The organism is Pseudomonas sp. SJZ078, from assembly GCF_007828255.1.
Lineage (GTDB): Bacteria > Pseudomonadota > Gammaproteobacteria > Pseudomonadales > Pseudomonadaceae > Aquipseudomonas.
Genome location: NZ_VIUG01000010.1, coordinates 20,192 through 37,204, shown reverse-complemented (window position 1 = coordinate 37,204; position 17,013 = coordinate 20,192). Strand labels below are relative to the sequence as shown.

General features: G+C 59.4%; 14 protein-coding genes, 2 tRNA genes and 1 pseudogene. 11 read left to right on the top strand and 6 right to left on the bottom strand.

From position 1 onward, the window contains the following. Positions 1-160 precede the first annotated feature (160 nt). The 8 genes from FBY02_RS11730 to ychF all read left to right on the top strand — a co-directional run bounded on the left by FBY02_RS11730 (position 161) and on the right by ychF (position 7,069). The gene (locus tag FBY02_RS11730; RefSeq protein WP_144927542.1) at positions 161-1,885 is read left to right on the top strand and encodes a tetratricopeptide repeat protein; all 1,725 of its coding nucleotides are present in this window, start codon (positions 161-163) and stop codon (positions 1,883-1,885) included. Positions 1,886-1,889: 4 nt separating this feature from the next. Then, positions 1,890-2,507, top strand: a complete 618-nt coding sequence (lolB, locus tag FBY02_RS11725) for a lipoprotein insertase outer membrane protein LolB (RefSeq protein WP_144927540.1) — start codon at positions 1,890-1,892, stop codon at positions 2,505-2,507. A gap of 1 nt (position 2,508) precedes the next feature. Further along, a complete protein-coding gene (ispE, locus tag FBY02_RS11720; RefSeq protein ID WP_144927537.1) occupies positions 2,509-3,360 on the top strand; it encodes a 4-(cytidine 5'-diphospho)-2-C-methyl-D-erythritol kinase in 852 nt (283 codons plus the stop codon). A 37-nt stretch (positions 3,361-3,397) separates the two neighbouring features. Further along, positions 3,398-3,472: transfer RNA gene (locus FBY02_RS11715), tRNA-Gln, on the top strand. 47 nt (positions 3,473-3,519) lie between these two features. Then, positions 3,520-4,461 (top strand): ribose-phosphate pyrophosphokinase, encoded by a 942-nt coding sequence (locus FBY02_RS11710; RefSeq protein WP_003205529.1) that lies wholly within the window; start codon positions 3,520-3,522, stop codon positions 4,459-4,461. Between the two features lie 137 nt (positions 4,462-4,598). Beyond that, positions 4,599-5,201 (top strand): 50S ribosomal protein L25/general stress protein Ctc, encoded by a 603-nt coding sequence (locus FBY02_RS11705; protein WP_144927533.1) that lies wholly within the window; start codon positions 4,599-4,601, stop codon positions 5,199-5,201. A 161-nt stretch (positions 5,202-5,362) separates the two neighbouring features. After that, the gene (gene pth, locus FBY02_RS11700) at positions 5,363-5,947 is read left to right on the top strand and encodes an aminoacyl-tRNA hydrolase (protein ID WP_030138575.1); all 585 of its coding nucleotides are present in this window, start codon (positions 5,363-5,365) and stop codon (positions 5,945-5,947) included. A gap of 21 nt (positions 5,948-5,968) precedes the next feature. After that, on the top strand, positions 5,969-7,069 hold the full coding sequence (gene ychF / locus FBY02_RS11695; RefSeq protein ID WP_144927531.1) for a redox-regulated ATPase YchF: 1,101 nt from the start codon (positions 5,969-5,971) through the stop codon (positions 7,067-7,069). A gap of 156 nt (positions 7,070-7,225) precedes the next feature. Here the strand turns inward: ychF and FBY02_RS11690 are convergent, their stop codons facing one another. The 3 genes from FBY02_RS11690 to FBY02_RS11680 all read right to left on the bottom strand — a co-directional run bounded on the left by FBY02_RS11690 (position 7,226) and on the right by FBY02_RS11680 (position 8,932). After that, a complete protein-coding gene (locus FBY02_RS11690) occupies positions 7,226-7,810 on the bottom strand; it encodes a hypothetical protein (RefSeq protein WP_047701413.1) in 585 nt (194 codons plus the stop codon). Positions 7,811-7,812: 2 nt separating this feature from the next. Continuing rightward, positions 7,813-8,256: a DUF3592 domain-containing protein gene (locus tag FBY02_RS11685; RefSeq protein ID WP_144927528.1), complete on the bottom strand. Its 444-nt coding sequence runs from the start codon at positions 8,254-8,256 to the stop codon at positions 7,813-7,815. Between the two features lie 67 nt (positions 8,257-8,323). After that, the gene (locus FBY02_RS11680) at positions 8,324-8,932 is read right to left on the bottom strand and encodes a LysE family translocator (RefSeq protein ID WP_144927525.1); all 609 of its coding nucleotides are present in this window, start codon (positions 8,930-8,932) and stop codon (positions 8,324-8,326) included. Positions 8,933-9,027: 95 nt separating this feature from the next. Here FBY02_RS11680 and gcvA point away from each other — a divergent pair, with 95 nt between their 5' ends. After that, positions 9,028-9,993 carry a transcriptional regulator GcvA gene (gcvA, locus tag FBY02_RS11675; protein WP_144927522.1) on the top strand — a complete coding sequence of 322 codons (966 nt, stop codon included), beginning with the start codon at positions 9,028-9,030 and terminating at the stop codon, positions 9,991-9,993. On the opposite strand, the gene FBY02_RS11670 is transcribed toward gcvA, so the two are convergent. The 3 genes and pseudogenes from FBY02_RS11670 to FBY02_RS28750 all read right to left on the bottom strand — a co-directional run. Further along, the gene (locus tag FBY02_RS11670; protein ID WP_144927519.1) at positions 9,875-11,446 is read right to left on the bottom strand and encodes a TerC family protein; all 1,572 of its coding nucleotides are present in this window, start codon (positions 11,444-11,446) and stop codon (positions 9,875-9,877) included. The two genes, gcvA and FBY02_RS11670, sit on opposite strands and share 119 nt — an antisense overlap. Positions 11,447-11,697: 251 nt before the next feature. Then, the gene (locus tag FBY02_RS28755; protein WP_371921417.1) at positions 11,698-12,486 is read right to left on the bottom strand and encodes a methyl-accepting chemotaxis protein; all 789 of its coding nucleotides are present in this window, start codon (positions 12,484-12,486) and stop codon (positions 11,698-11,700) included. 111 nt (positions 12,487-12,597) lie between these two features. Continuing rightward, a pseudogene (locus FBY02_RS28750) lies at positions 12,598-13,620 on the bottom strand (HAMP domain-containing protein); the annotation flags it as partial. Between the two features lie 1,013 nt (positions 13,621-14,633). On the opposite strand from FBY02_RS28750, the gene FBY02_RS11660 reads away from it, so the two are divergent. Then, positions 14,634-16,697: a methyl-accepting chemotaxis protein gene (locus FBY02_RS11660; protein WP_371921414.1), complete on the top strand. Its 2,064-nt coding sequence runs from the start codon at positions 14,634-14,636 to the stop codon at positions 16,695-16,697. A 103-nt stretch (positions 16,698-16,800) separates the two neighbouring features. Continuing rightward, a tRNA-Met gene (locus FBY02_RS11655) sits at positions 16,801-16,877 on the top strand. The last annotated feature ends 136 nt before the right edge of the window (positions 16,878-17,013 follow it).

The following is a 17,013-nucleotide window of genomic DNA, read 5'->3' as shown; positions in this document are numbered from 1 at the left end:
ATGGTGACGTGAAGCCGGCAATTGTCCTACTTCGCCAGATCCAGAACAACCACTGCATCTCTATCGCCCTCGCTGACTCCGTAAATCGACGGGGCGGTTATGTTTGACCGAAGGCTTGTGTCATGATGATCCGACCGCAGGTTAGTCGTCCTCTTCCTATATGAATAGATCTTCCGCGTTGCTCCTCGCTCTTGCCTTGCTCAGCGGCTGCCAGTCCATGGCCCCCGTTTCGACGGACGGTACGCCGCCGGTCGAAGACAGCACGCAGGCACCTGAAAAACCCAAGGTCTACGGCTCGTTCAGCGAAGAAACCATCTTCAGCCTGTTGAGCGCCGAACTGGCGGGCCAGCGCAATCGCTTCGACATTGCGCTGGATAACTACGTGACCCAGGCCATCAATACCCAGGACCCGGGCATCTCCGAGCGGGCGTTCCGCATCGCCGAGTACCTGGGGGCCGACCAGGCGGCGCTGGATACCGCGATGATCTGGGCCCGCAATGCCCCGGACGACCTCGAAGCGCAACGCGGCGCCGCCGTGCAACTGGCACGCGCCGGGCGCTACGATGATTCCATGGCCTATATGGAAAAAGTCCTCCAGGGCAAAGGGGATACCCACTTCGATTTCCTCGCGCTGTCGGCTGCCGATACCGATCAGGAAACCCGCAGCGGCCTGATGAAAAGCTTCGATCGCCTGTTGGAACGCCATCCGAACAATGGTCAGTTGATTTTCGGCAAGGCCTTGCTGCTGCAACAGGATGGCGACGCCCAGGGCGCCCTCACCCTGCTGGAAGACACCCCCCCGGAAGCCGGCGAAGTGGCGCCGATCCTGCTGCGTGCTCGCCTGTTGCAAGGCTTGAACCGTGGAGACGAAGCCCTGCCGCTGCTGGAAAAAAGCATCAAGAAGTATCCGGACGACAAGCGCCTGCGCCTCACCTACGCCCGCATGCTGGTGGAAAACAACCGCATGGACGATGCCAAGGTGGAGTTCTCCAGCCTGGTCCAGCAGTACCCCGAGGACGACGAGCTGCGCTACTCCCTGGCACTGGTCTGCCTGGAAGCCAAGGCCTGGGATGAGGCCAAGGGTTATCTGGAAGACCTGATCGCCCGGGAAAGCCACGTCGACTCGGCCCACCTGAACCTGGGCCGCATTGCCGAAGAACGCAACGACCCGCAAAGCGCACTGATCGAGTACGCCCAGGTCGGTCCGGGCAACGACTACCTGCCAGCACAATTGCGCCAGGCCGATATCCTGATCGGCAACGGCAAGACGGCCGAGGCCCAGAGTCGCCTGGCCGTACAGCGCGACGCCCAGCCGGACTACGGCATCCAGCTCTACCTGATCGAAGCCGAGACGCTGTCGGCCAACAATCAGGGCGACAAATCCTGGAACGTGCTTCAGCAGGCCTTGAAGCAATACCCGGATGATCTGAACCTGCTGTACACCCGCGCCATGCTGGCGGAAAAACGCAATGACCTGGGGCAGATGGAAAAAGACCTGCGCCTGATCATCCAGCGCGATCCCGACAACGCCATGGCCCTGAACGCCCTCGGCTACACCCTGTCGGACCGCACAACTCGCTATGCCGAAGCCAAGGTATTGATCGAGCAGGCCCACCAGCTCAACCCGGAAGACCCGGCGGTACTCGACAGCCTCGGCTGGGTGAATTTCCGCCTGGGCAACCTCGACGAAGCCGAACGCCTGCTGCGCCAGGCCCTGGAGCGCTTTCCCGACCAGGAAGTCGCCGCTCACCTGGGCGAGGTCCTGTGGGCCGCCGGCAAACAACGCGAGGCCCGGCAGATCTGGAGCAAGTTCCTCAAGGAACAGCCCGACAGCCCCATCCTGCGCGGTACCATCAAACGCCTGACCGGATCAGAGACCCTTTAAAATCATGTTTTTGCGCCACTTCATCGTTTTCAGCTTCATCGCCCTGCTCGCCGGCTGTACGGGCTTCGGCACCCGCGAATCCGTCCAGGGCCACGGCAACCCGGCCCAGTGGCGTGAACACAAGGCACAACTGAGCGGCCTCGACGGCTGGCAGATCGACGGCAAGATCGGCATCCGCGCGCCGAAGGATTCGGGCAGCGGCACGCTGTTCTGGCTGCAACGCCAGGACTACTACGACATCCGCTTGTCCGGCCCACTGGGACGCGGCGCGGCGCGCCTGACCGGCCGGCCAGGGCAGGTGTCGCTGGAAGTCGCCAATCAGGGTCGCTACGAAGCCCCCACGCCTGAAGCCTTGCTGGAAGAGCAACTGGGCTGGAAATTGCCGGTCTCCCACCTGACCTGGTGGGTGCGCGGGCTGCCGGCACCGGAAAGCAAGAGTCGCCTGACCCTGGATGCCGACAGCCGCCTGTCCAACCTGGAACAGGACGACTGGCAGATCGAATACCTCAGCTATGCCCAGCAGAACGGCTACTGGTTGCCCGAGCGGATCAAGCTGCACGGCAGCGATCTGGATGTCACGCTGGTGATCAAGCAATGGCAACCGCGCAAGCTGGGGCAATGACATGACCGCTGCACGCCTGACCCTGCCCTCCCCGGCCAAGCTCAACCTGATGCTGCACATCCTGGGTCGTCGTCCGGACGGCTACCACGAGCTGCAGACGATTTTCCAGTTCCTGGACTACGGCGATGAAATCACCTTCGCAGTACGCGAGGACGGTGCCATTCGCCTGCACACCGAGTTCGAAGGCGTTCCCCACGACAGCAACCTGATCGTCAAGGCCGCAAAAAAACTCCAGGAACAATCCGGCTGTTCGCTGGGCATCGACATCTGGATCGAAAAAATCCTGCCCATGGGCGGCGGTATCGGTGGCGGCAGCTCGAATGCGGCGACGACTTTGCTCGGGCTCAACCACCTCTGGCAACTGGACTGGGACGCGGATCGGCTGGCAGCGCTTGGCCTGGAACTGGGGGCAGATGTCCCGGTTTTCGTGCGTGGGCACGCCGCTTTTGCCGAAGGTGTCGGGGAAAAACTCACGCTGGTAGAGCCCGAAGAACCCTGGTACCTGGTACTGGTGCCGCAAGTCTCTGTAAGTACAGCAGAAATTTTTTCAGATCCACTGTTGACACGTAACTCTGCGCCCATTAAAGTGCGCCCCGTTCCCAAGGGAAACAGTCGAAATGACTGCTTACCGGTGGTAGCAAGGCGTTATCCAGATGTTCGTAACGCATTGAATTTGTTAGGTAAATTTACCGAAGCAAAACTCACCGGAACTGGAAGTTGTGTGTTTGGGGGCTTCCCAAGCAAAGCTGAAGCTGATAAAGTCTCGGCCCTTCTGACAGAGACCCTTACAGGGTTTGTAGCGAAAGGAAGCAACGTTTCGATGTTGCATCGCAAGCTGCAAAGTCTGCTCTAAAAGGAATCGAGTGCTGGGCACTCGCAGCAACAGATACAGGGGCGTCGCCAAGCGGTAAGGCAGCAGGTTTTGATCCTGCCATGCGTTGGTTCGAATCCAGCCGCCCCTGCCATTTTCCTATACTCATCCAGGTATACCCTCAGCCTTCAGGTACTGCGCGTGTCCAAGATGATGGTCTTTACGGGGAACGCTAACCCCGATCTGGCTCGGCGTGTCGTACGTCAGCTGCATATCCCTCTCGGTGACATTTCTGTCGGTAAGTTCTCCGACGGTGAAATCACTGCCGAGATCAATGAAAACGTTCGCGGTAAAGACGTCTTCATTATTCAGCCGACTTGCGCTCCGACCAACGATAACCTGATGGAACTCGTCGTGATGGCTGATGCCTTCCGTCGCTCCTCGGCTACTCGTATCACTGCTGTTATTCCCTATTTTGGTTATGCCCGCCAGGATCGCCGTCCGCGTTCCGCGCGTGTAGCAATCAGCGCGAAAGTCGTGGCTGACATGCTCACCGTCGTCGGCATCGATCGTGTACTCACGGTTGACCTGCATGCTGACCAGATCCAGGGCTTCTTCGATATTCCCGTGGATAACATCTACGGCTCCCCAGTTCTGGTGGATGACATCGAAGATCAGCGCTTCGAGAACCTGATGATCGTGTCCCCGGACATTGGTGGCGTCGTGCGTGCACGGGCAGTGGCCAAATCCCTGGGCGTGGATCTGGGGATCATCGACAAACGCCGTGAGAAAGCCAATCACTCCGAAGTGATGCATATCATCGGTGACGTCGAAGGGCGTACCTGTATCCTGGTCGACGACATGGTCGATACCGCCGGCACCCTGTGCCACGCGGCCAAGGCCCTGAAAGAGCATGGCGCTGCCAAGGTCTTTGCCTACTGCACACACCCTGTGCTGTCGGGTCGGGCAATCGAGAACATTGAAAATTCCGTGCTGGACGAGCTGGTGGTGACCAACACCATCCCGCTGTCCGCCGCCGCACAAGCCTGTGTACGTATCCGTCAACTGGATATCGCACCGGTGGTTGCCGAAGCGGTTCGCCGCATCAGCAATGAAGAATCGATCAGCGCGATGTTCCGCTAAGGGCCCTGCCCTTACATGACATCCCGTTGACGAAAAGCGCCCCGCCCCAACACTCATGTTGGGGCGGGGCTTTTTTGCCCATCCGCTTTGACGTCGGTCGCAGACGTCATCCGGAATGGCTATTTTGGAGATACAAAATGACTGATTTCATCCTGAACGCCCAAGCGCGTACCGACCTGGGGAAAGGTGCGAGCCGCCGCCTGCGTCGTCTCGCCAACCAGGTTCCTGCCGTTGTATACGGTGGTGACAAGGCCCCTGAGTCCATCACCATGCTGGCCAAGGAAGTGGCCAAGCTGTTCGAAGACGAGGCTGCTTTCAGCCACGTGATCGAGCTGAACGTCGATGGCAAGAAGCAGAACGTCATCGTTAAAGCGATGCAGCGTCACCCGGCCAAGCAGTTCATCATGCACGCAGACTTCATTCGCGTCGTGGCTGGCCAGAAACTGACCGCTACCGTTCCAGTGCACTTCATCAACGAAGCTGCCCCGGTCAAGAAAGGCGGCGAAATCTCGCACGTGACTTCCGAGCTGGAAGTATCCTGCCTGCCGAAAGACCTGCCTGAATTCATCGAAGTCGACCTGGCTGACGCCGAAATCGGCACGATCATTCACCTGTCTGACCTCAAGGCCCCTAAAGGCGTTGAGTTCGTTGCCCTGGCACACGGTGATGACAAGGCTGTTGCCAACGTCCACGCTCCACGTGTTGCTCCAGAAGCTACCGAAGAAGGCGCTGCAGAGTAATTTCACTCTGTTGCCGGAGTGACCGGAAAACATCGCGGACTGGAACGTAGCGAGACAGCGGGCGGGAACGCGAAGTTTACTTAACGGTAGATCCGCATTGTTCGTCCACTGTCGCTACGTCTGATCGCGACGTTATCCACACTCCAGGAAGGGCCCCTATCGTGACTGCCATCAAACTGATCGTTGGCCTGGGAAATCCAGGCACCGAATACGAACAGACCCGGCATAACGCAGGGGCCCTTTTTGTTGAGCGCATCGCGCACGCGCAAGGCGTCAGCCTGGCGGCCGATCGCAAATATTTCGGCCTGACCGGACGCTTCTCGCATCAAGGTCAGGATGTTCGCCTGTTGATCCCCACCACCTACATGAACCGCAGCGGCCAGGCCGTGGCGGCATTGGCCGGTTTCTTCCGCATCAAGCCTGAAGAAATCCTGGTGGCCCACGACGAACTCGACCTGCCTCCGGGCGTTGCCAAGCTCAAGCAGGGCGGCGGCCATGGCGGTCACAACGGGCTGCGCGACATCATCGCGCAGTTGGGTAATCAGAATACCTTTCACCGCCTGCGGCTTGGCATCGGCCACCCGGGCGTAGCCAGCATGGTTTCAAATTTTGTCCTGGGTCGCGCGCCTCGCGCCGAACAGGAAAAACTCGATGCCAGCATCGACTTTGCCCTCGGCGTGCTGCCGGATATCCTCGCCGGTGAATGGAACCGCGCGATGAAAAACCTGCACAGCCAGAAGGCCTGACTCTTACCGAGGGGAAACACCATGGGATTCAATTGCGGCATCGTCGGCCTGCCTAACGTCGGCAAGTCCACCCTGTTCAACGCCCTGACCAAATCCGGTATCGCGGCCGAGAACTTCCCCTTCTGCACCATCGAGCCGAACAGCGGTATCGTACCGATGCCGGATTCGCGCCTGGACGCACTGGCGGCCATCGTCAACCCCAAGCGCATCCTGCCGACCACCATGGAGTTCGTCGACATCGCAGGCCTCGTTGCCGGCGCCTCGAAAGGCGAAGGCCTGGGCAACAAGTTCCTGGCCAACATCCGTGAAACCGACGCCATCGCCCACGTGGTGCGCTGCTTTGAAGACGAGAACGTGATTCACGTCTCCAACAGCGTCGACCCGAAGCGTGACATCGAGATCATCGACCTGGAACTGATCTTCGCCGACCTCGACAGCTGCGAAAAGCAACTGCAGAAAGTCACCCGCAACGCCAAGGGTGGCGACAAGGACGCAGTGGTCCAGAAAGGCCTGCTGGAGCAATTGATCGCCCACCTCACCGAAGGCAAGCCCGCGCGCAGCCTGATGAAGAACATGAGCACCGAAGAGAAACTGGTGATCAAGGGCTTCCACCTGCTGACCACCAAGCCGGTCATGTATATCGCCAACGTCGCTGAAGACGGTTTCGAAAACAACCCGCATCTGGACGTGGTCAAGGCCATCGCCGAAGAAGAAGGCGCCATGGTCGTTCCGGTCTGCAACAAGATCGAAGCGGAAATCGCCGAGCTGGACGACGGTGAAGAGAAAGACATGTTCCTCGAGGCCCTGGGCCTGGAAGAGCCTGGCCTGAACCGCGTGATCCGCGCCGGCTATGAAATGCTGCACCTGCAGACCTACTTCACCGCCGGTGTCGAGGAAGTCCGCGCCTGGACCGTGCGCGTCGGCGCCACCGCCCCGCAAGCCGCCGGCGTGATCCACACCGACTTCGAAAAAGGCTTCATTCGTGCCGAGGTGATCGCCTACAACGACTTCATCCAGTACAAGGGTGAAGCCGGTGCCAAGGAAGCCGGTAAATGGCGTCTGGAAGGCAAGGAATACGTCGTCAAGGACGGCGACGTGATGCACTTCCGCTTTAACGTCTGACGGTTTGTCGCGTGGCAGCTCACCACTGCCACGCATCCTCCCCCACGGACATCGTCAAGGTTTTCCAGCCAGTCTCGCCAAGTCCAATCTGCATCAATGCTGCCTGACTCACCGCAATCGCGAGCAGGCTCGCTCCCACAGGTTCTTCATAACTGGCTAAAACAGATAGCCAATATAGACCGCCGCCCCACCACCGGCCTGCACGCCAGCGTTCATGCCCGCCATGACCAGGGCTCCCTTCGCCGACTGCACCAATTGCCGGTTGACGATGCTGGCAGCCATCATGGTCGCAGGGCTGGCGCTCAGCGCCACCGACAACGCCAGCAATTTGGGATCAAGCCCGAACAGCAACGCCGTGGCCGAACCGCCAACCACCAGGCCCGCCCCCACTTCCGTATACATGCACGGTCCAGTGATGTCGTCGCTGGTCAGGTCACGCTCGACCAGAGCATCGCTGACAAAGACCTTGCCGGTACTCGGGAACGCCTCCGCCGCCGCGGCCCCGCCCACGCTCTTGCCTTTGATCTGGATATTGACCTTGCCGAAACGCGGCAGCCGCGCGCCAAATCCGGCCCCCACCCCGACGCCGCCGTAACGGTAGCTGACGTCCTCGCCCTGGGGCGAACGCAGGATGATCGAACCGCCACTGCCCGCTACCATCACCACGGTCAGGCCGCCGCCACTGGCGGTCTGGTACTGCCAGCGACTTTCGTTGACCGGGATCGGGATGTTGTAACTCATGATCAGAATCCTTTATGTGAATGAGCCGCACCGCGACCACGCTGACGGATGATTCCCAGCAAACCGACAATGGCGAACACCAGGCCGATGCAACCCAATACACCCGGGGTGCCCCACAGTGCGGCCGGGTCATCGACGATGGCGCTGCCAGCCGGCTTTTCGGGCAGGTAATGCACCCGCACCGACTGATCCTGTCGATAGCCGAAGATAAAACCGCCCTGGGGGTAGGAAATCTTTTCACCACTGCCGGTGGTAAAGGCAATCTCGGGATGCGAGCCACCGGCATTCAAGCGGCTGACGACGCCATCGGCGGTCTGTGCATGAGCGAGGAATTCGCGTCGATCAAGTGTGAGATGAACGGCAATGCTCAACAGGCCGATACCGATCAGGGCAAACAGCAGCCCCCGCAATATCTTCCCGATGGATGACGAAGTGTCGTTAGCCATGAAGGGTCTCAGTATTCGTCCATGAAAGAGGGAGGTCAGGATAGCAAGAAGCTTTCTCCGAGTCCGCTCATTTGCTGGCGGAGGCCATCAGTACACCAAAACAGAAAAAAGTGATACCCGACAACCTGCCGACGATCCCTGCCCCCCTGTTCGTGGAGAGCCAGCCTCTTGCACGGTTGGCCATGAATGCATACCCGGTATGAACCAGTACGACAAGCAAGCTGTAGGAAGACACCAGCAGGAAAAACTGACTGTAGTAGTTATCTCCCGGCTTGATGAACTGCGGGAATACCGCGAGAAAGAAGAAGCCCGCCTTGGGATTCAGGAGTTGGATCGACAGGGCTTCGACGAATCGGTGCCACGGATGCAGCGACGTGATGTCGAGTTCTGGAATGAAACGCCTCGTACGCCACATCTTGATCCCAAGGTATAGCAAGTACAGCGCGCCGACATATTTGAGAACGATGAACGCAGTGGCTGACGCGGCGAGGATCAGCCCGACACTGGTAGCGGAAATACCCGCCACGACAAACGCCCCCAACGCGATACCGAAGATGCCGGGAAACGAACCGGTCCAGCCATGGCGCAAGGCATTGGAAATCGTCAGCACCACCCCGGGGCCAGGGCTGAGCACGGTCAGGGTAGCCAACATCAGAAACAATCCATAATTAACCATGAAATCACTCCAGAGCATGTGGTGCCCAGAGTGGTATGAAGGGGCATCGCTGACAAACGCTTTAATTACACCCCTGATGTGCCTAAATTAGACACATGATTGCCAACCTCCCGCCCTTGAACGCCGTGCGTGCCTTCGCCGCTGCCGCTCGCCACCAGAGTTTCAGCCGTGCGGCCGAAGAACTGCATGTCAGCCACAGCGCTGTCAGCCGTCATATCAAGCTGCTCGAAGAACATCTGGGGGTGCTGCTTTTCGAACGTCGTACCCGTCAATCCGTGCTCACACCGGCCGGCCAGACGTTTTACGAGCAGGTCAGCATGGCCCTTGCACAGATTGCCAACGCCGCGACCGCACTGACCCGCAGCGCTTCGCGGCGCAAAGTGACGATCAATGTGCGCCCATCCTTCGCAGTACGCTGGCTGATCCCGCGATTACCGGACTTCATGGCGCAGTACCCGGATATCCACCCTGAAGTGGTCACCAGCACCCGGCCACCGGATCTGTCGCGCGAAGCATTCGACGTCGTGATTCGCCGCGGACAGTCCGGATGGTCAGCCAACGTTCACCCCCACGCGTTGCTGGAAGATCACCTGATACTGGTCACCGCCCCGCGCCTGTTGCAAAGCCAGCCGCTGGACAGTCCCAACGATCTGCTCCAGCACACGCTGCTGACCGCAAGGACTCGCAGCAGTGATTGGCCGGACTGGGCCAGACAGACGGGCCTCGCGCAGTTGCGAACTCGACCGACCCTGCCATTCGACCACATGCACTTGGTGTTGCAGGCCGCCGTCGATGGCCTGGGTGTGGCGCTGTGTCCGGTTTCATTGCTAGGCAGGGACTTATCCACAGGGCGGCTGACCAGCCCGTTCCCCTCCTTGCAGCTGCCGCTGATCCGTTATTACTACGGCGTCTCCCCGGACGCAGCGGCTGAAACCCAGGTGTTTATCGACTGGACGCGGTCTCATATCCGTCAGGACGCAACAACACCCTCGTCACCCGACGCTCCTGGACCTCTACAACCCGCAGGCTCCACGCCTGCCAATGAAGCTCATCGCCAATGACCGGCAAGCGATCCAGCAAGCTCATGACCAAACCCGCGAGTGTCTGGTAGTCATCGGTGGCCTGCGCCTGGAAGCCCGTCTGCTCGCGGATCTGACTGAGGTTCAGTGCACCACTGATGAGAAAGCCGCCCTCCTGGGCCAGGATATTCGGGCCTTCGATTTCACTGGCATCGGGCAACTCACCGGCGATGGATTCGAGGATGTCGGTCATGGTGAGCAGCCCCACGAAATCACCGAACTCGTTCACCACAAAAGCGATGTGCGTCGACTCCTTACGCATTTGTTCCAGCGCGTTGAGAATCGTGAAACTGTCCAGCAAATTGACTGCCTTGCGGGCCATGGCTCCCAGATCTGGCTCGTGCCCCGCCAACAGTTCCTTGAGCAGTTCCTTCTTGTGGACGAAACCCAACGGCTCATCGACCTGACCATCACGAATCAACGGCAACCTGGAGTAAGACGAGTGCATCAGCTTCGTGCGGATCACGTCTGGGGTGTCGGCCAGGTCGAGGTGATCGATTTCCGCGCGGGGAGTCATGACCCCGCGTATCGGACGTTCCGCCAACTGAAGCACACCGCTGATCATGACCCGTTCGCGGCGGTCGAACGCCGGTTCGACCTCATCGCTTGCGAGCATGTCGGCGATCTCTTCACCGACCTCGTCGGCGTCCAACGAATGGCCACCCAACAAACGCATCACTGCATGGGCGGTACGTTGGCGCATGGGGCGGCGGCCCTGCAGGCTCTTCTTGCGGCGTGAACGAGCCAGCTGGTTGAACAGTTCGATCAGGATCGAGAAGCCTATCGCGGCGTAGAGGTAACCTTTCGGAATGTGGAAACCCAGGCCCTCCGCGGTAAGGCTGAAACCGATCATCATCAGGAAGCCCAGGCAGAGCATGATGACAGTGGGGTGCCCGTTGACGAATCTGGTCAGCGGCTTGCTCGCGATGATCATCAGGCCGATGGAGAAAATCACCGCAATCATCATGACCGACAAGTGTTCCACCATACCCACGGCGGTGATCACGGCATCCAGCGAAAACACCGCGTCCAGCACCACGATCTGCGCAACGATTGGCCAGAACATCGCGTAGGCCGCGCGCCCCGTGCGCTGGGCCACATGCCCTTCGAGTCGCTCATGCAGCTCCATGGTTGCCTTGAACAACAGAAACACGCCCCCGAACAACATGATCAAGTCTCGCCCCGAGAACATCTTGTCGAAGACCTCGAACAACGGCTCGGTCAGGGTCACCATCCAGGAAATGCTCGCCAGCAAACCAAGACGCATCAGCAGCGCCAGGGACAGCCCGATGATGCGGGCACGGTCCCGCTGCTCTGGAGGAAGCTTGTCGGCCAGGATGGCGATGAAGACAAGGTTGTCGATGCCGAGCACCAGCTCCAGCACGATCAGCGTCAGGAGGCCAAGCCAGGCCGTGGGGTCAACGATCCATTCCATGGTGTTATTCACCCCCTCGGAAAGAGATCGTCAGATGGATGCAACGAATGGGAGGAGAAAAGCGACTGGGGGGCTCCATGGGGGTGTTCATATCGACCTGAAAGTAATTTGGGATAAAAATCCTACAGAGTTTCAGGACGCTTCATGCAAGACGAATCATTACAGGATCTGACAAGCGCCCTGCATCCATCACCGATGCAGGGCTTCTTGTGCTGATTTGACATGCTTGGCTGTACCCACGGGAACGGATACTAGCCCCCTTTGACCTTAAAGCGACTCAACACCCGTTGCATCAGCGACGCTCGCTCCGACAGGTCCCTGGCCGCTACCGCGCATTCTTGTGAGCTCGATTGGTTTTTCTGCGTCACCTCGTCGATCTGTTCCAACCCGACACTTGCCTGTTGCAAGCCTGAAGCCTGCTCGCTGGAAGCCTGGTAGATCAGCGAAACCAGGCTGGACACCGCACTGGTACCGCTGACAATATTTTTGAGGGACTCGGCGGTACGGCCCGCGATGACCATGCCGCGTTGGGTCTTGCTCGAAGAGTCGGCGATCAGCGCAGCCGTCTGCTGCGCGGCCTCGGCGCTGCGGGCTGCCAGGGTGCGCACCTCATCCGCGACCACGGCAAAGCCGCGCCCGAGCTCACCGGCCCGGGCGGCCTCGATGGCCGCGTTCAACGCCAGAAGATTGGTTTGTGCGGCAATGTTGTCGATGGTGGTGATGATCGCGGTGATGTCCTTGCCCGAGCTATCGATTTCGGCCATTGCGGCAATCAGTTCGCTCATCAACTTGTCGCTCTCGCCTGCATCGGCCCGCGACGCCTGGGATTGCTCATCGGCCTTCTTGGCATTGGCGGCATTGTCCCGGGTCTGGGCAGCCATCTGGGTCATCACCGCACTGATCTCGGTAATGGACGAAGCAGAGTTGGCCGCCCCTTCGGACAAGGACTGACTCAGATCGGTGACCTGCGCCGAACTGCCGCTGATTCGAGTGGCACTCACCTGCACTTCGCAAATCAACTGGTTCAGGTTGGTGACCATCTTCTCCAGCGACTTGCCCAAGGTATCGTGAGGTGAAGACAGACGGACCTCCAGGTCCAGATCGCCTTCGGAGATGCGCTCAGCCACCCGGACCTGTCGTTGCAGGCTCTCGGACATGTCGTTGAGCGCGATGGACAACTGCCCGACTTCGTCCTCGGATTTCTGCACCAGACGACGAGAGAAATCCCCCAGGCTGATTTGGGCCGCCAGGGCAGCCGCCTCGCGAATCGGTCCGACGATTTTTGCCGCAGCCAGCCAAAGGCCAGCGAGGGCCAACAATGAAATACCCAGCCCTACGGACACTTGCCAGACGCTGTTGCTGATACTGCGCGATTGCAGCTCCTGTTCCAGGGCAATCGCCTGGCTCATGACCACCGCCTTGGGCAAGCGAATGAGCACTGCCCACGGCTTCCCCGTGCGCCCCAGTTCAATGGGCATCAACACTTCAATGTTCTGCGTTTGCGGATTGAGCAGGCCATCGCCACGACCACGCTGGATATCGCTCAGCACCTTTTCCCAGGAATCGGGCAACAACGCCTTGATGGGTTGCCCGATCAGATCCATACGCCTGCTGTCCGCGACCACCAGTCCCTGGTTGCTCATGATCGAGACTGAACCCTTGCCATCGTAAAGATCGGCGGACATCTGCTCGCTGAGCTTCTGGATGAAAGCGATATCGAAGTCAGCCCCGACCACCCCGTAGAACTTGCCACCGGACACAATCGGCACCGATAGGATGGTCAGCCAGACATTCTTGCCCTGGACCACATAGGGAATGGGGTCCAGCACACTTTCCTTCAGGGTGTCGCGCGGGCCGCTGTACCAGCCACCCTTGGGTACACCGTTGGGATGAAGGTCCGGGGAGTCATACTCCACCAGCGGTTGCACCGCGACATGGCCATCCGCGCTGCGTGTCCAATAGGGCGTAAAACGTCCTGTCAGCGGGTTATTGCCATCCTGGGCATTTCGGAAAGCGTGATCCTGTCCATCCAATGCATCCGGCTCCCAGCAGGAATATGTGCCGTTGAAGTCAGGGTTATCCTTGAGGACATTGAGCAATACGCTGTTGACCTGATCGCGGCCCAATGCCAGGGGACTTTGCGCGGCTTTGCCGGCGGCAAAGGTATTGGCCATGGTGCGGGCTGCATCCAGGGCGGTTTGCAGCCTGGCCTGAATGGCGTTGGCGCGGGACTCGGCCAGGTTTTGAATTTCCCGGATCGTCGATTTTTCAATCAGTGCAGTCACTTCCGTCGAAACATAATGCTCATTGGAGCGAGCGGTGAAGAGCCCGTAGACAACCAGGCTGACCGATGAAACAAACAGGCATACGCCCGCCGTGACACAAATACGTGCCTGCAACGACTTGAACTTCATATCGACCCCTGCCTGATTCTATTTATTGCTACCGTCAACAACGACGGCGGCATTTCAACGTGTGCACGACGTGGCGAATAACAATCGATCACCGCTGCTTACGCCGCCTCGGACGAATGCCTTCAAGGACACGGCGATACAGCTGTTACCAGCATTGAAACGTGGCAAGTGGGGGACAAGCATTCATCGCTCTATCCACTCAGTAGCGAAAGAGATGTTCGAATCAGAAACCGGAGGCTTGTTTCCAGGGAGGCAAGGGCGATAGGCGGAAAGAATGTAAAGCCTGCTTCTGCTGTAACCCAGGATCACCCTTGAATAAAGCCGCAGAATCCATTCAAACCAACAACCACAGCAGCAAATTAACACGGGCAATATTTCTACAACATCAACTTAGGACTTATACAAATCAGTACTTTAGTCGTAACGAGAGCACACTGGGCGACCGACGTTCGTATCGTTTCAACTCAGCGAACGGGAGCGCACAAGGACAGGTCTCGCGATGTGCCATTTTAGTGCAGCATGTTTTTCGTTAGCAGGCTATGGACCTAAAAAAATCCCCGCTCACAGGGTGATAGCGCAACGCCATGGTCTGAATCTTGCCTTATTTATCGTTATAACGCGGCCCCTTACAAAGGGGACCGAGAGTGGGAAGTTTCGCTACAGAACCCGCGTACAGAGCGACCAGAGCGACTTTTCGAGGCCTTTTAAAAGGACACCTGTTCCAGCATTTGTGTAGAAACGCACAAAAACAGTGCAAGGGTGTTCAGGGGAGTATGGGCATGCAGGCTTTTCTATTACCGGGCATCAGATTATTGGGACGTTTCGGCTTCGCCGGTAAATTCCAATTGTTGTTCCTGCTCTTCATCCTGCCACTCACGGGCAGCCTGTGGATCATCGGCCAGGACTATCGCGATCAGCTCAGCCTGATTTCCGGGGAACGTGCCGGGGTCCGCCAGTTGTTGGCCCTGGATAACCTGGACAACCTGCTCACCGCCCAGCGCAACCGCGCCGCCCGTTGGCGCGCCACGGAAACCAATCGACAACCCACGCCTGCCACCCTTGCCGCGATGGCGGCGTTCGATGCCGTGCAACCGGCCCTCAACCAGGCCGCCGATGAGCTGAGCGCCGCCTTGCAGGCCGATGGCGCCGAAACCGACATCCTGGCCCGCTTTCAGGTCTTGCAGACCAGCCTCAAGGGCCTGGACTCGAAAAGCCTGGGCGCCGTGGGTTGGTGGCCGGACGGCTATGACCGCTTCACTGCCGCCCTGAGTGCGCTGCAAGCCCTGCGTGAGCAGATCGTGATGGACAATCGCCTGACCCTCGCCTCCTGGCTCGAAACCTATCTGCTGACCCAGATCTCGACCCAGCAGACTCCGGAACTGATCGAACGGGTCGGACGTCTGGCCAGCGTCGGACAGGCTTCGGTGGTGTCGGGCCAATTCACCCTGCAGAGCCGCCTGCAACTGCGGGACCTGCGCAGCCGCATCGGCGACGCCCGGGATCAATTGCTCAAGACCGGTGGGCTCCTGGAAGCACGCCTGCCTGGCGATCTGCAAACCTGGGCCGGTCAATACCAAGGGAGCCTCAAACATCTGGACGCCGAACTGAAAGTGCTGGATGACGGCGTGTTCGGCGGCTCCATCAGCCTCAAGCCGGAAGACTTCGAGAAGCACCTGGACGCCCTGCTGTCCGATCTGGCCGCCCTGCGCCAGCAATCCCTGGTGGCCCTGGATACACGACTGAACCATTATCACGGCACGGCGATCCGCCAGTTCACACTGGTGGCGACGGTGCTGGGTTGCCTGCTGTTGGCGGCGCTCTATCTTTTTGTCTGCCTGCAAGCGTCCATCCGTCGCAGCGCCAGCGGCATCACCTTGCTGGCCGAAGCGTTGCGTGATGGCAACCTCAGCCTGCAAGTGCCAGTAGAAGGACGCGATGAATTGGCGGCGATCAGCACCGCCCTGAACGTCGCCGTGGTGCAATTGCGCACCAGCCTGCTGGGAGTCGACCACGAGACGTCGCAAGTCAGCAATGCCGTGCGCACCCTCAATACCCACTCCAGCGGTGCCCTGGGAGAAGTCGAAGCCCAACAGCTGCAGATCAGCCAGATCGCCGCCGCGGCAACGCAACTGGCCGCGACCTCTCAAGGCGTGGCAAAAAGTTGTGAGCAAGCGTCCGACAGCGCCCAGCAGACCCGGCGCATCGCCACCGACAGCAGCCGCGACAGCCAACGCACCACCGCGAGCATCCAGCAGCTCAACCAGCGCCTCAACGACACCGCCGCCGCACTGGGCCGGGTGAGCGAACAGGGACAACAGATCCAGTTGGTAGTCGACACCATCCGCGGCGTGGCCGAGCAGACCAACCTGCTGGCCCTCAACGCCGCCATCGAAGCAGCCCGCGCCGGGGAACAGGGCCGCGGTTTCGCCGTGGTGGCCGATGAGGTCCGTAGCCTGTCGCAACGTACCCAATCCTCGACCCAACAGATTGCAGGCACGGTCGACAGCCTGCGCGCTACGGTCAATGAAGCGGTCAGCCTGATGGAGGCCGCCTGCGAGCAGGCACAGACAGACGCCCAGGCCGTTACCAGCCTGGGCGAGCGCCTGGGAGAAATCGCCAGCGCCGTGCAAAGCGTGACCGATACCCTGGCGCAGATCGCCACCGCAGTGGACGAACAGGCCAGCACGGCCGACGAGGTCAGCGGCAATATCCAACAGGTCGATCAAGCCGCCATGCGCTTGCTGGACGGCGCACGGGCGGTGAACCTGGCGGCGGATACCTTGAGCCAGGGAAGCCAGGCACTGAGTGCGAATACCGGGAGATTTCAACTCGGTTGAAGGGCATTTGTGGCGAGGTTGGATAAGCGGTTGAAAGCGCAGAGAAATATTTCAGATTTACGCTTGACACATCCTCGCTACCGGCGAATAATGCGCGCCACTTGGCTACATAGCTCAGTTGGTTAGAGCATAGCATTCATAATGCTGGGGTCCGGGGTTCAAGTCCCTGTGTAGCCACCAAGTACTGAAAAACGGCTTATCGAAAGATAAGCCGTTTTTTTATGCCTCGAGAAAATTAGCTGATCCCACAGGATCTGTTTACGGCTCGCCATAGCGAATCGTTCAACTGATATAGCTCTGCCCCGGTACCCGGCGC

Excerpts from the sequence above, each read along its gene's own strand:
- FBY02_RS11685 (WP_144927528.1), bottom strand. The coding sequence starts at position 8,256 with ATGGCTAACGACACTTCGTCATCCATCGGGAAGATATTGCGGGGGCTG.
- FBY02_RS11730 (WP_144927542.1), top strand. The coding sequence starts at position 161 with ATGAATAGATCTTCCGCGTTGCTCCTCGCTCTTGCCTTGCTCAGCGGC.
- FBY02_RS28755 (WP_371921417.1), bottom strand. The coding sequence starts at position 12,486 with ATGGTCACCAACCTGAACCAGTTGATTTGCGAAGTGCAGGTGAGTGCC.
- lolB (WP_144927540.1), top strand. The coding sequence starts at position 1,890 with ATGTTTTTGCGCCACTTCATCGTTTTCAGCTTCATCGCCCTGCTCGCC.
- ychF (WP_144927531.1), top strand. The coding sequence starts at position 5,969 with ATGGGATTCAATTGCGGCATCGTCGGCCTGCCTAACGTCGGCAAGTCC.
- ispE (WP_144927537.1), top strand. The coding sequence starts at position 2,509 with ATGACCGCTGCACGCCTGACCCTGCCCTCCCCGGCCAAGCTCAACCTG.
- FBY02_RS11680 (WP_144927525.1), bottom strand. The coding sequence starts at position 8,932 with ATGGTTAATTATGGATTGTTTCTGATGTTGGCTACCCTGACCGTGCTC.
- FBY02_RS11670 (WP_144927519.1), bottom strand. The coding sequence starts at position 11,446 with ATGGAATGGATCGTTGACCCCACGGCCTGGCTTGGCCTCCTGACGCTG.
- FBY02_RS11705 (WP_144927533.1), top strand. The coding sequence starts at position 4,599 with ATGACTGATTTCATCCTGAACGCCCAAGCGCGTACCGACCTGGGGAAA.
- FBY02_RS11660 (WP_371921414.1), top strand. The coding sequence starts at position 14,634 with ATGGGCATGCAGGCTTTTCTATTACCGGGCATCAGATTATTGGGACGT.
- gcvA (WP_144927522.1), top strand. The coding sequence starts at position 9,028 with ATGATTGCCAACCTCCCGCCCTTGAACGCCGTGCGTGCCTTCGCCGCT.
- FBY02_RS11690 (WP_047701413.1), bottom strand. The coding sequence starts at position 7,810 with ATGAGTTACAACATCCCGATCCCGGTCAACGAAAGTCGCTGGCAGTAC.